The sequence below is a fragment of the Mucilaginibacter sp. KACC 22773 genome (assembly GCF_028736215.1).
Classification (GTDB): Bacteria; Bacteroidota; Bacteroidia; order Sphingobacteriales; family Sphingobacteriaceae; genus Mucilaginibacter.
Genome location: NZ_CP117883.1, coordinates 2,611,396 through 2,624,932, shown reverse-complemented (window position 1 = coordinate 2,624,932; position 13,537 = coordinate 2,611,396). Strand labels below are relative to the sequence as shown.

Annotated in this window: 15 protein-coding genes; 7 read left to right on the top strand and 8 right to left on the bottom strand. The window is 41.9% G+C overall.

Annotated features, from left to right (window positions below; genetic code table 11):
* Nucleotides 1-78: 78 nt before the first annotated feature.
* A complete protein-coding gene (locus PQ469_RS11210) occupies nt 79-1,140 on the bottom strand; it encodes a proline iminopeptidase-family hydrolase (RefSeq protein WP_274213045.1) in 1,062 nt (353 codons plus the stop codon).
* A gap of 221 nt (nt 1,141-1,361) precedes the next feature.
* On the opposite strand from PQ469_RS11210, the gene PQ469_RS11205 reads away from it, so the two are divergent.
* The 3 genes from PQ469_RS11205 (at nt 1,362) to PQ469_RS11195 (ending at nt 5,131) form a co-directional block, all read left to right on the top strand.
* Entirely contained in the window at nt 1,362-1,844 is a 483-nt protein-coding gene (locus PQ469_RS11205) for a VOC family protein (protein ID WP_274213044.1), read from the top strand.
* A gap of 150 nt (nt 1,845-1,994) precedes the next feature.
* On the top strand, nt 1,995-3,875 hold the full coding sequence (locus PQ469_RS11200) for a CocE/NonD family hydrolase (protein ID WP_274213043.1): 1,881 nt from the start codon (nt 1,995-1,997) through the stop codon (nt 3,873-3,875).
* Between the two features lie 461 nt (nt 3,876-4,336).
* On the top strand, nt 4,337-5,131 hold the full coding sequence (locus tag PQ469_RS11195) for an SDR family NAD(P)-dependent oxidoreductase (protein ID WP_274213042.1): 795 nt from the start codon (nt 4,337-4,339) through the stop codon (nt 5,129-5,131).
* A 100-nt stretch (nt 5,132-5,231) separates the two neighbouring features.
* Here the strand turns inward: PQ469_RS11195 and PQ469_RS11190 are convergent, their stop codons facing one another.
* Nucleotides 5,232-5,432 carry a coproporphyrinogen III oxidase gene (locus PQ469_RS11190; RefSeq protein ID WP_274213041.1) on the bottom strand — a complete coding sequence of 67 codons (201 nt, stop codon included), beginning with the start codon at nt 5,430-5,432 and terminating at the stop codon, nt 5,232-5,234.
* Between the two features lie 254 nt (nt 5,433-5,686).
* Between PQ469_RS11190 and PQ469_RS11185 the strand changes: the two genes are divergently transcribed.
* From PQ469_RS11185 to PQ469_RS11170, 4 genes are read left to right on the top strand one after another with little or no spacing between them, the layout of a single operon-like run.
* Nucleotides 5,687-6,088, top strand: coding sequence for a DUF4442 domain-containing protein (locus PQ469_RS11185; RefSeq protein WP_337993762.1), 402 nt, complete (start codon nt 5,687-5,689; stop codon nt 6,086-6,088).
* 9 nt (nt 6,089-6,097) lie between these two features.
* Complete coding sequence (locus tag PQ469_RS11180) at nt 6,098-6,556, top strand: GNAT family N-acetyltransferase (protein WP_274213039.1); 459 nt, start codon at nt 6,098-6,100, stop codon at nt 6,554-6,556.
* Nucleotides 6,557-6,581: 25 nt separating this feature from the next.
* The gene (locus PQ469_RS11175; protein ID WP_274213038.1) at nt 6,582-7,205 is read left to right on the top strand and encodes an AlbA family DNA-binding domain-containing protein; all 624 of its coding nucleotides are present in this window, start codon (nt 6,582-6,584) and stop codon (nt 7,203-7,205) included.
* 52 nt (nt 7,206-7,257) lie between these two features.
* Entirely contained in the window at nt 7,258-8,637 is a 1,380-nt protein-coding gene (locus tag PQ469_RS11170; protein ID WP_274213037.1) for an MATE family efflux transporter, read from the top strand.
* Here the strand turns inward: PQ469_RS11170 and PQ469_RS11165 are convergent.
* From PQ469_RS11165 to PQ469_RS11140, 6 genes are read right to left on the bottom strand one after another with little or no spacing between them, the layout of a single operon-like run.
* Nucleotides 8,634-9,536, bottom strand: a complete 903-nt coding sequence (locus PQ469_RS11165) for a histone deacetylase family protein (RefSeq protein WP_274213036.1) — start codon at nt 9,534-9,536, stop codon at nt 8,634-8,636. The genes PQ469_RS11170 and PQ469_RS11165 overlap by 4 nt on opposite strands.
* A 5-nt stretch (nt 9,537-9,541) precedes the next feature.
* Nucleotides 9,542-10,396, bottom strand: a complete 855-nt coding sequence (locus PQ469_RS11160; RefSeq protein WP_274213035.1) for a bestrophin family protein — start codon at nt 10,394-10,396, stop codon at nt 9,542-9,544.
* 11 nt (nt 10,397-10,407) lie between these two features.
* Nucleotides 10,408-11,694, bottom strand: coding sequence for a kynureninase (kynU, locus tag PQ469_RS11155; protein ID WP_274213034.1), 1,287 nt, complete (start codon nt 11,692-11,694; stop codon nt 10,408-10,410).
* A 35-nt stretch (nt 11,695-11,729) separates the two neighbouring features.
* Entirely contained in the window at nt 11,730-12,332 is a 603-nt protein-coding gene (locus PQ469_RS11150; protein ID WP_274213033.1) for a DNA-3-methyladenine glycosylase, read from the bottom strand.
* Nucleotides 12,329-12,979: an alpha/beta hydrolase gene (locus PQ469_RS11145; protein ID WP_274213032.1), complete on the bottom strand. Its 651-nt coding sequence runs from the start codon at nt 12,977-12,979 to the stop codon at nt 12,329-12,331. Before PQ469_RS11145 ends, PQ469_RS11150 begins: the two co-directional genes overlap by 4 nt.
* The gene (locus PQ469_RS11140) at nt 12,979-13,455 is read right to left on the bottom strand and encodes a GAF domain-containing protein (protein ID WP_274213031.1); all 477 of its coding nucleotides are present in this window, start codon (nt 13,453-13,455) and stop codon (nt 12,979-12,981) included. The genes PQ469_RS11145 and PQ469_RS11140 overlap by 1 nt, the downstream gene beginning before the upstream one ends.
* Between the last annotated feature and the right edge of the window lie 82 nt (nt 13,456-13,537).

The window sequence follows — 13,537 nt, the reverse complement described above, 5'->3', positions numbered from 1 at the left end:
TTTGCATTCAATTAGCTACAAAGCAAAACGCCCCGGCAGGTAAAGGCTCAGGGCGTTGCATTTTGAATCTGAAAGTGATTATAGTTTTATCTTCTTTTCGCCTGCATCCACTCCTTTTATAAATTTAATAAGGCCGGTCATGTAAGTTTGCTGGTCATCATACATGCTCATATGGCTGCCGTTGGGGCAATATAAATAACTGCCGTTTTGCACCAGCTGAGATACTTTTTCCATGTGCTTCGGGTCCATAGTATCATATTGACCGCCTATGCTTAGCGTTGGTACATCTATTTTGGGCAAATCGGCCATCCTATCCCATTTAACCAGCTTACCGGCAACACCAAATTCGCTTGGGCCTTGCATAGTTACATATAAGGACTGGTTCATTTTGGCAAATGAACGGTTAACCGGCTCGGGCCATTGGTCAAGCGGGATACGGCAAATATGTTTAACATAAAAATTCGGCATCAACAAAGCCATGTATTCCGGGTTTTCAAAGTCACCCTTAGCTTCAATAGCCCTTATGCGCGCCAAAATTTTAGGATCAAGTTGCTTTGCCAACACTTCATCGGCATACTTTCCATAAGCAGGTACGCTCATCATCATATTTGAAATGATAAGGCCTTTTAAATTACGCTGGTACTTTTGCGCATACTCCATAGCCAGGATACCGCCCCACGAATGGCCAAGCAGGTAAAAATTGCTGCTATCCAGCTTTAAGGCCTGGCGTACCTGTTCTACCTCCTCAACATAACGGGGCAGGCTCCACATGGAGGTATCTTTAGGATTGTCGGAATTGCCGCAACCGAGCTGATCATAATAAATCAATTCAATGCCTTCGGCCGGCAAAAAGCTCTCCATACACTCAAAGTATTCGTGTGTGGCGCCAGGGCCGCCGTTAAGCAGCAGTAACTTAATTTTAGGGTTATTACCCAGTTTTTTTGTCCAAACGTTGAACTTGCCTTTGGGCGTATTGATAGTTACTATTTGAACGCCACCTGTTTTAACACCACCGGTGGTATCGCTAAAATAGCTGCTTAAAGTAACATCGCCCGGCTGCGAAATTGGGGGTTGCTTACAGGCAAAAAAAAGCGCTGCGATAACTACCGGCGCTATCCATTTTATGAATCGTGTTATCATATGATGTTTAAGATGTTGGTGCTTTAAAGCTAATCAAAATTTCACAAGCCCCAAAAACAACCTAAAATTAAACAAAGGCGGTTTTGGGGCCAAATTTGCCTAAACTTAGCTATGCTTACTTTCATTATCACCCCCTAAAAATGTCATGATCAACCCGCATCAATAAAGCCTGTTTACAGCTACATTTGATCATTCAAATCAATTTAACAACCCGACTATTTATGGAAATCAGACAAAAAATCACCCCGTTTTTATGGTTCGACAATAATGCCGAAGAAGCCATCAACTTTTATATCGCTGTGTTCGAAGGATCAGCCGTTGGCGACCTTGCCCGGTATGGCGATGCAGCGCCCGGCAAAACAGGCAGACTAATGACAGGCACCTTCACATTGGCGGGCCAGCAATTTATGGCGCTTAACGGCGGCCCCATGTTTAAATTTAATGAAGCTATATCGCTATTTGTTGATTGCAAAGACCAGGAAGAAGTAGATTACTTTTGGGAAAAGCTATCCGAAGGGGGCGAAAAATCACGTTGCGGATGGCTGAAAGATAAATTTGGTCTATCGTGGCAGATAGTACCCGATACCCTAACCAAAGTACTATATGGCGCCGACCGTGAAGGCTCGGCAAGAGCGATGCAAGCCATGATGAAAATGGATAAGCTTATAGTTAAGGATTTGCAGGATGCGTACGATGGTAAATAATAACCAGTAGAAGAAAAAACAGCCAATTTGAGAACAGATTAGCCGGTTTTGCTGTGCATAATTTTCGGGCTCATTGTAACAATTAAGTTGGCAAACAGCCTAAACCTGGCTTTATTCATTAAATTGCAGTTTAAATTAACTGACTGACTTATGAAACAACTGCTACTCTGTTTAGGGCTTGCTTTATGCTGTTCGCTCGCGGGAGCACAAACAGCCCCGCCAACTGACGATGCCACCTACATCAAGGACAACTACAACAAGATGGAAAAGTACATTACCATGCGCGACGGTAAAAAACTTTTCACTTCCATTTACCTGCCTAAAGATCAATCAAAAAAGTACCCCATCATGATGACGCGTACACCGTATACCGTTGCCCCTTATGGGGAAAACGAATACAGGCGCACGCTTGGTCAAAATATGTTGTTTGCCAGGGCAGGGTATATTTTTGTTTACCAGGATGTGCGTGGCCGGTGGATGAGTGAGGGCGACTATGTAGACGTACGCCCTATATTAGATAAGAAAAAAAGCAAAACCGATATTGACGAAAGCACCGATACCTATGATACCATTGATTGGTTGGTAAAAAACCTGCCCAACAACAATGGCCGTGTTGGTATTGAAGGTATCTCCTACCCGGGCTTTTATTCCAGTGCCTCGTTGCCAAACGCACACCCTGCACTAAAGGCTGTATCGCCACAGGCCCCGGTTACCGATTGGTTTATAGGCGACGATTTTCACCACAACGGAGCGTTTATGATGATGGATGCATTTAACTTTTATACTGGTTTTGGCATCCCCCGTCCCAAGCCTATTACGCCAAAAGAATTTAAAAGCAATATTAAACCAGTATTTAAGGATAACTACAAATTTTACCTGGAAATGGGCGCTTTGCCCAATTTCAAAAAGAAATACATGGGCGATTCTATCAAATTCTGGAACGATTTAATGTCGCACCCTAATTATGATGAGTTTTGGAAAGCAATGAACATCCGTCCGCACTTAGTCAACATTAAACCGGCTACCATGACTGTCGGAGGCTTTTTTGACGCCGAAGATTGCTTTGGTGCCTTGCATGTGTATGATGCACTGGAAAAACAAAACCCGCAAAGTCATAAAAACATGCTGGTTATGGGTCCATGGTTCCACGGCGGATGGGAGAGCAAAGATGCAACGCTTTTTGCTGATCAGAATTTTGGGTCGAATACAGCCGAATGGTTCCGTGAAAATATTGAGCTTCCATTTTTTAACTACTATTTGAAAGATGAAGGCAAAATGGAATTACCCGAGGCCAGCATATTCATAACCGGCAGCAACCAGTGGAAAAAGTTTGAAACATGGCCGCCAAAAAACACTACCGAAAAAACACTTTACTTTCAGCCTAATGGCAAGCTATCATTCACTGCTCCATCGGCAACCGATAGCTTTGACGAGTATGTGAGCGACCCGAATGCACCGGTGCCCTACCAGGACGGTATACAAAAAGGCCGTACACGCGAATACATGCTGGACGACCAACGTTTTGCTGGCCGCAGACCTGACGTTAAGGTTTACCAAACAGATACCCTTACCGAAGATATGACCCTAACAGGCCCTGTAATGGCCGATTTGTTTGCATCAACAACCGGTACCGATGCCGACTATGTGGTAAAGCTGATTGATGTTTTCCCTGATAATTACCCCAATGCAAACCCCAACCCTAAAAATGTTACCCTTGCCGGTTACCAGATGCTGATCCGGGGCGAAGTTTTTAGGGGCCGCTTCCGTAACTCGTTCGAAAAACCCGAAGCTTTTATACCGGGCAAAGTAACGGAAGTGAAATATGCGCTGCCGGATGTAGGCCACACTTTCAGGAAAGGCCACCGGATAATGATCCAGGTACAAAACTCCTGGTTCCCGTTGGTTGACCGTAATCCGCAAAAGTTTGTGGATATTTACCAGGCCACCGATATCGATTTTCAAAAAGCTACCCACCGCATTTACCACGATGCCCAAAATAAATCGTCGGTAACCGTTACTGTACTTGAATGATATAAATAAAGCATAAATAGTAAACAACGCCACAACAACGACGATATCGTACCTGAAATTTCCCTGGAAAAAGTACTCCCAGGTGCTTACCGGGGTTTTATCGTCAGGAACGAGATAATTGCCGTTGCGTTTATTATAGTACATGTAAGGAACAAGGATTGATGCCCCCCACAACGTGCCAAAGTGAGCAGCCAGTTGAAATTTTAAATATGCGGGGGGCATTTTTTCTTTTACCTCAAGGTAAATGAACCAAACAGATACCTTATAATTTATGTGGTGAAACACCCCAAATTTGTGGTGAACGGACAACTGTATATAGCTTTGTTTAAAACAATCCATACTTAAGTCATAAACATATTCTTTTGTCAGGGTGGTTTAATCTTTGAGTTTAAAAGCTTGCGGTTCTATAAACATGTATTAATCTTGCATTGGTAATTCAAAAAACCACAAATACAAAGCATATGGATCTTCAACTTAAGGGCAAGGTTGCTTTGGTAACCGGCTCAACTGCCGGTATCGGCTATGCCATTGCCAAATCATTAGCCGGCGAAGGCGCCCAGGTATACATCAACGGCCGCAATCAACATAAAGTTGATGCGGTTGTTGACAAAATGATCAATGAAACCGGCAACAAAAACATTAAAGGCATCGCTGCCGACTTTTCGGATAAACAACAAATTCAAAACCTGTTGACTCAATTACCGGAGGTTGACATCCTGGTAAACAATGTAGGCATTTTTGAACCGAAAGAATTTTCGGCAATTACAGATGAAGACTGGTTTAAATTTTACGAGGTAAATGTGCTGAGCGGGGTGCGCTTATCACGAGCCTATTTTGATAAAATGATCGCCAAAAACTGGGGGCGTATCATTTTTATTTCGAGCGAGTCGGCATTACAAATTCCCGCAGAGATGATTCATTACGGAATGACCAAAACGGCACAAATAGCAATTGCCCGCGGATTGGCCGAAATGACCAAAGGTACTGCCGTTACGGTAAATTCGGTATTACCCGGCCCAACCTTGTCTGAAGGCGTTGGCGACTTTATCACAGCCTTAGCCAACGACCAGGGACTGACGGAAGCTGAAATCGAAAAGGAGTTTTTCACCAGCATGCGCGGCACATCCCTCATCAAACGTTTTATAACTCCCGATGAAATTGCCAGCCTGGTAACTTATGTGGCCAGTCCGCTTTCGGCGGCCACTAATGGCGCTACTTTAAGGGCCGACGGCGGGGTCATAAAAACTGCATTTTAACCGCCCCTGATTTACCAAAAACGCAATAAATTTTACCATAAAAATTCCTGAATTTTCGTTGAAATATCTTGAAATTTTTATGGTAAAACTTAATGGATAATTACATCTTTTTAGAAGTATCTTTTTTGGTGGTGTCGGTTTTAGCGGTGTCAGTTGCTGCCGGTGCCGGAGTTGTTGTAGATGTTGAATCCATTTTTGTACTGTCGGCTCCTTTACTGGCGTCTTTAGTTGAACTACATCCTATTGCAAGTGCGGTTACCATTGCCGCGACTAATGCGAAACTTAAAATTTGCTTTTTCATAGTTATTGATTTAATAGCGTTTGTCGTTTTGATGAACATATTTATTAACCCGACAAATCCTACATTGTTTAAACAAGTTTGCGTGTAAAATGAAATTTTTTGAAATAAATTGAAATTAAACTGTCAGTTTTTACTCCATTATTGAACTATTTTACCATAAAATCCAGATATTTAAAAATATGGTTGTATCCGAGCACCTATTAAAGTGGGCATTGCGCATTTACCCTCCCCTCCTTTTTCAAAGAATTTGGGTTGTGCAATTTGATAAAGATTTTAAAGGGGTGGAAGTAAAAATCAAAAAGAGTTTTTTAAACAAAAACTATAATAACTCAATTTTTGGCGGTACCATTTTCGCTGCCGCCGATCCGTTTTATCCGCTGTTATTTCACCAGGTTTTTATCAAAAAAGGCTATCGCTTACGAGTATGGTCAAAATCATCTACTATACAGTATTTAAAGCCTGGTTCAACTGATTTACGTTTTAAAATCATCTTAGGTGACGCTGAAATCGCTGAGGCTGAGGACATATTAAAGAGTACCGGAAAATATACGGGCCACCACCCTATTGACATTTATAATAAAGATGGTGAAATATGTGTTTCATTAATGAATGAGGTTTATGTGCGAAACCTCGATTTTATCGATCAGAATTTATAATTTTAGCTGATGACTACTTTTATTGACGATACACCTTTTATTGAAAAAGGCTTTATAATATCAACAGACAAGAATTTGTTACCTATTGACGTTATATTCAACTATTTAAATGACGATTCCTACTGGGCTCAGGGTATTCCACGGCAAAAACTTGAAAATGCAATTGAGAACTCCATGTGTTTTGGAGTTTACAATCACACCACATTTGCCGGGTTTGCGCGGATTATTACAGACAAAGCCACTTTTGCATACCTTTGCGATGTGTTTATTTTACCCGAATTCAGAAAAAAAGACCTGTCGAAATGGCTAATGCAAACCATAGTTAAACATCCTGATTTACAAGGATTAAGGCGTTGGTCGTTAGCTACAGCCGATGCTCACGGCTTATACGGACAGTTTGGATTTTCGCAATTAAGCAAGCCCCAAAACTGGATGGAAATATTTACGCCTTATATAAAACCTCAATAATTAGTTTAAGGAACCGGAGCTTATAATGAATATAAAAAAACTGATTTTTGAGGGCGAGGGTGTTAAGCTCGACTTTAAAAAAACTATTACCAGCTGCGAAAAGATAGCCCGTACTATGGTATCGTTTGCCAATAATAAAGGCGGCAAATTATTAATTGGCGTTGCTGACGACGGCACCATAAAAGGCGTAAAATCCGAAGATGAAGAGCGTTACATGATTACGCGGGCCGCCCACATGTTCATCAGGCCTGCACTGGAGCCTACTTTTGAAGAAATTTATGTTGATGATAAAATGGTTTTGGTAGTAGATATCCCAGCCAGTGATCTTAAGCCACATTATGCCCTTGCAGATGATGGCAAATGGTGGGCTTATGTAAGGGTAAAAGATAAAAGTGTATTAGCCAGTAAAATTGTGCTGGAGGTGCTTAAAAGATCGGCAAGCGATCAAGGCGTTTTGATAGAGTATTCAGATAATGAAAAAACGCTTCTCAGCCATCTGGAGAAGTCAAACCGGATAACTATCAAAGAGTGTAGCGAATTGCTGAAGATGGGACGCAGACGTACACAACGCATCCTGGTTGATCTTATTCTGTCGGGGCTTATTCGTATAAACACAACCGAAAAAGAGGAATATTATACGGCCTGTTAGGTTGTTCTTTTGTCGCCACCAATCGTTACTTTTGCACCCCTGCAAATAAGTGATGAAAGCCATATACCATAAATACCGCCCATTTTATAGCGAGAGTTTAAAGCTGGCCATTCCGGTAATGATATCGCAACTTGGCCATATTATGGTTCAGATATCAGATTCAATTATTATTGGCCATTTTACAAATAAAGTATCCTTAGCTGCAGTTTCGTTGGTAAACAGCTTGTTTATGATACCACTTGTTGTTGGTATGGGGATATCATATGGCTTAACCCCGCTCATCGCTCAAAACAATGCGCGCAAGGATTTTAAGGAGTGTGGTTTATTACTATCAAATAGTTTAATGTTAAACCTCCTGACCGGCATTGTCTTATTTTCGGTTATATACTTTGGTACTTTGCCGTTAATTGGCCATCTTGGGCAGGCGCCATCAGTTGTAAAAACGGCTACACCTTATCTTTTCCTGCTAAGCTTGTCCATTATTCCGCTACTTATTTTCAACACATTTAAGCAGTTTGCCGAGGGTTTGGGCTTTACCAAACAGGCCATGAAAATATCTATTTGGGGCAATGTAATCAATATATGCCTTGGGGTCATATTTGTTAAAGGCTTGTTCGGTATTCACCCTATGGGTATAAAAGGAGTTGGGTACAGCACACTGATTGATCGTTGTGTTATGGCAATTGTAATGGCCATCTATGTATTCAAATCCCCCATATTTAAAGGTTATTTAAAGAATTTTGCCGTCAAAAATATCGATCGTTTGCGTGGCTTGCGAATCTTAAAAATTGGTGCTCCGGTTGCCCTGCAATACATTTTTGAGGTTAGTGCCTTTGGCGGTGCATCTATTTTAATAGGCACCATTGGTGTAAACCAACAGGCTGCGCATTTGGTTGCGCTTAACCTGGCTTCGGCTACATATATGATGGCCACCGGTGTATCAGCTGCCGCTGCGATAAAATCGGGCAACTATTTTGGTGTTAACGATCACAAAAACCTGCGCCTTGCCGCTATATCTAATTATCATATCGTATTGATATTGATGGGTATAACAGCAGTTATTTTTTCTCTTGGTCGAAATTATTTACCCTGGATCATAACCTCCGACAAAGACGTTATTATTATAGCTTCGCAATTATTGATCATAGCTGCCTTTTTTCAGCTTTTTGATGGAACGCAGGTTGTTGGCCTGGGCGTATTACGTGGAATGGGCGATGTAAATATTCCCACGTTTATCACCTTTCTGGCTTATTGGGTAGGCGGTTTGCCAATTGGTTACTTACTTGGCGTAAAATTAAAAATGGGCGTTTATGGGGTTTGGTACGGACTTGTGCTGGGCCTGGCTATTGCCTCTGTGCTGCTTTTTTTTAGGTTCAATTTGATCAGTAAACGGCATAGGGATATAACGATACCGATACCTGCAAAAGATTAAAAGTACAAATCGATTGCTGCCTTAAAGGTATTGCAATGTGCATCCACGATATCTTTGATCTGTGGCGAATAGCCTCCTCCCATGCTTACCTGCACCGGCAAATTATTGTTGATACATTGTTCAAAAACAAATCTGTCGCGTTTTTTACAGCCATTTTTGCTAAGGGATAACTTGCCCAGTTTGTCGGTACTCAAAATGTCAACACCCGACAGGTAAAAAACAAAGTCCGGTTTATGTGTACTGATTAACTTTGGCAGTGTTTTATGTAAGATATCCAGGTATTCTTCATCTCCAACCCCATCTGCTAATGGAATATCAAGATCCGACCGTTCTTTTCTGAAAGGGAAATTTCTATCACCATGCATCGAAAATGTGAATACCCTGGCTTCTTTTTCAAATATCTGCGCAGTGCCATTTCCCTGGTGTACATCTAAATCGATAATTAAAATAGAATTTGATAAGTTACTATTTAATAAATAGTTAGCAGCAATAGCCTGGTCGTTCAACATACAAAATCCTTCGCCCCAGTTTGTACCGGCATGATGTGTGCCACCGGCTACATTAAAAGCAATCCGGTTATTTAAAGCGGCTAAACAACCATCAATAGTTCCTTTAGCGATTCTTACTTCACGCTCAACCAGTTGTGCCGATAATGGGAAGCCTATTCGCCGCTGTTCTTTTGATGGGAGTGTTAAATCGTGGAGTTGTTTCCAGTAGCCTTTATCATGAGTTTTGATTATAATATCATCTGATAACAGTCCCGGCGAGAAAATATCGTCGGGTTTAATAATCCCTTCATGTAATAGCTGTGCCGGAATCAATTCATACTTCAACATCGGGAAACGATGCCCTTCGGGCAGCGGATGAGCATATATCGGGTCGAAGGCTATTTTAAACATATTATTCAACCTAGGATCTCCCCTACGTGTTTCTGGATATTTTCGCAAATATTATCTAAGGGAAGGTCATTGGCATCATATCCAAACGGGTCTTCAATTTCTTCGGCCAATAACTCAATGCTGGCAAAAACAAATAATACAAAACCAATAATTGGTATAGCAAGATATTTCATCTCAAACGCCCATGTAAATGGAAGCGTCATGATATAAGTAAAGATGAACTTCTTGATAAATACATTGTATGAGAACGGTATCGGGGTTTTTCTGATCCTTTCACATGCACCGCAAATATCTGTAAATGAAGTAATTTCGGTAATTATGCTAAATAATTGCTCCGGGTTGATATTACCCTGTTTGTTAAGTTCATAAATACGCCCGATAATGGCAGATGCCACCTGGTTAGGCACATGTTTTTCGGCATCGATAACAACAAAAGCTTGTTCTTCTGGTATATAAATATCCCGGAGATGATTTCGTAACACTCTTGCATATAACGGAATCAGGTAGTTGAAAAACGCCCATTCCTCTTCGCCAATCAGGAATTTTAATTTAATAGCCAGGTTACGGCTGCTATTGGTTAGGCTACCCCATACTTTCCTGCCTTCCCACCAACGGTCATAAGCCGAGTTTATCCGGAAGGCCAGTAATAACGATAACACAAACCCTACGGTTTGGTGTACAAAACTTACTTTTTTGAGCAGGCTACTGTCTTGTAAATGCCAGAAGTCTATCAGTAAATAAATTACTGCACCCGCATAGGCGCTAACTGCGATAATCAGCGGCAGAAGCTCACGTAGTGTATCGGCCTTGTTAAGCTTAAAAATAAAAGAAAACCACTCTTTGGGATTGTAGTAAACCATGTATCAATAATCTATTTTACGGCTTCAATGGCATTTGCCAGGTGTTTTGCCGTGTTGTAAACGTCCTGGAAAGAATTATATAATGGAACGGGACTTAACCGAATCACATCCGGTTCACGCCAGTCGCCAATTACACCATTGTCGGCCAGGTAGTTAAAAATAGCTTTGGCATTCCGGCTGCAAATTATCGATAGCTGGCAGCCCCGATTAGCTTCATCTGCCGGTGTAATAATATTAAAAACATTATCCCCCAAATCTTTATTAACCTCCTTGATCAGAAACTCCAAATAGCCCGTTAGCGCAACGCTTTTCTTACGGAGATTGTCAATATAGCCCGCATCGTCAAAAATCGCCATAGAGGCCTTAAACAAAGCCAAAAGAATTATGGGGCTGGTACTCACCTGCCAGCCATCGGCACCGGATGCCGGATCGAAGCCGGGGGCCATCAAAAAGCGTTTATCGGCTCGGTAGCCCCACCAACCGGCAAAGCGGTTCATTTCCTTATCTTTAAAATGTTTTTGATGTACAAATATCCCGCTAATGCCTCCCGGGCCGGAATTCATATATTTATACGAGCACCAGCAGGTAAAATCGGCTCCCCACTCGTGCAGCTTCAACGGCACGTTTCCGGCAGCATGCGCCAAATCGAACCCGGCATAGGCGCCGGCATTGTGTGCAGCCTTAGTTATCGCCGGTAAATCAAAAAACTGGCCGGTGTAATAGTTTATTCCACTAAACATTACTAAAGCCAATTCATCAGCGTGCTCATTTATGCAATTTACGATATCTTCGGTACGTAAAGTTACTTCGCCCTCACGCGGAAAAATTTCTACAATGGCATCTTTAGGATCAAGACCATGAAACTTCACCTGGCTTTCCATGGCATACTGATCTGACGGAAAAGCGCCGCCTTCCATGATGATTTTAAATTTTTTATTATCTGGCTTATAGAAACTTACCATCAATAAGTGAAGATTTACTGTAAGCGAATTCATAACAGCTACTTCATTTTCATTTGCACCGACTATAGCAGCCACCGACTTTGCAAGCGGCTTGTGGTATTCCAGCCAGGGGTCACTTCCCTGGAACCAGCCTTCAACCGCAAGGTTTTGCCAGTTTGCCATTTGATCGGCCACATATTGAGCTGCAGATTTTGGCTGCAGGCCAAGGGAATTACCACAAAGATAGATGGCATCCTCTCCATTATGTTTCGGGATCAAAAAGCGATCTCTGAACTCCTTTAGTGGATCAAGTTCGTCCTGTTCAATTGCAAATGCTAAGCTGTTTTGGTAATTCATCGCCCAATATTACAAAAAAGGCATTTTAAACCGGGTTATTTATTGGGTTTACTCACGTATTTATTGCCTTTTACATAAAAACGATAAGGTAAAAAAGCATCCTCGCCGGCATAACTTACACCAATCCGGGGGCCAATTGTAATTTGCTCACCTGGAAAATTGAGTCCACGGTCCTCTATCCAAAGCGTATCGCTTTGGAGGCTTATCGCATTGATATTTCGGGAGATACCCAGAGCCTTAGCCACCGAGCCCGGCCCGGCCGTGATAGTCGGTTTGAGCACTGGCATGTTGCGCCTAACCTGCATGGCCTCAATGCCTTCAGTAGGATTTATTGCACGAATAAGGATGGCATGAGGTGTGCCCTCAACAGAAGTAACTATGTTAAACATTTCGTGAATGCCATAGCACAGATAAACGTATGCTATACCGCCCTGCATAAACATGGTTTTGGTACGCGGGGTTATACGGTTGCCATAGGAATGAGAAGCCCTATCAATAACTCCGTTATAAGCTTCTGTTTCAACAATATAACCTCCGGTGGTTACACCGTCTATACAGGTAAATAAGTACTTACCAAGCAGGTTTTTACTGATGGCAACTACGTCATTCCCGAGGTAATAATCCTCATTTAGTTTCATTGTTGATAAAGGATTGGTTTTAATAATTTGTTTATTTCTGCTGCTTTATCAAAAATCATAATGTGCGTACCGCCTTTTACAATGGTAGCATTCTTTATTTTTTTGTAATCAAAAAACAAATCTTTATCGCCGGTAATGTGGTAGGTATTTGGTGGGATAATATCATTTTTCCATGCTAAAATAGCACTCATTGCCCACTCGATAAACACCGGTGAAGTACCTTTCAACATCTCCATGAACACCCTTGCATCACCTTTAGCCATCCCCCCGAACACCGGCCTGATCATGGGCCCCATCGAGGTCATCAGTTTACCCGAAATGAGTTTTTGAATCGGCACATTTCTGAAAAAGCTAAAATAGCCTGGAGCCTCGTCACTGGTTTTGATACTGGATATCAGGATCACCTTTTTCATAGGCACGATTTTGGCAATTTCTACCGCGAGCATTCCTCCCAACGAATTGCCAATCACTATTGAATCAGGTTTTATATTATATTGATCTATAAGCTTTTGGGCGTACATAGCTAAAGTATCAGCTTTGCCGGGCTCTATCCAGTTTATCGGGATAACTTCATGGTCGTGCAAGTCGATATTCTTATAAATCCGGGTGTCGGCACCAAGGCCCGGAATGATATAAATCCGGCTCATTAAAATTTAATCAGCTTTACTATTTGCTCCAGGAACAAAGCATCGGTTTCATCAAACTGATCCAGCAATTCGCTGTCAACATCCAGCACGCCTACTGCTAAATCGTTATTAAATACCGGCACCACAATCTCCGACCGGGAAAGCGAGCTGCATGCAATATGCCCGGGAAATTCTTCAACATCCGGCACTATCAATGTTTTGGCCTGCTCCCATGCCGCACCGCAAACGCCTTTGCCCAATTTAATACGGGTACAGGCAACCGGGCCCTGAAACGGGCCTAAAACAAGTTCGTCGTTTTTTACCATATAAAAACCAACCCAAAACCATTTAAACTGTTCTTTTAAAGCTGCGCTGATATTGGCCAGGTTGGCCACTAAATCGGTTTCGCCATCAAGCAAAGCTGCTATCTGGGGTAGCAATGTGGTATATTGTTCGGTTTTATCGGTTGATGTGGTTATGTTTAAATCCTCTGCCATAACGCAAAGATGGATAATTTGGCAGCAAGTATTTTAGTGCAAAAGTCAATTTTTGCATATTATTTACAATGCAAAAAAGACC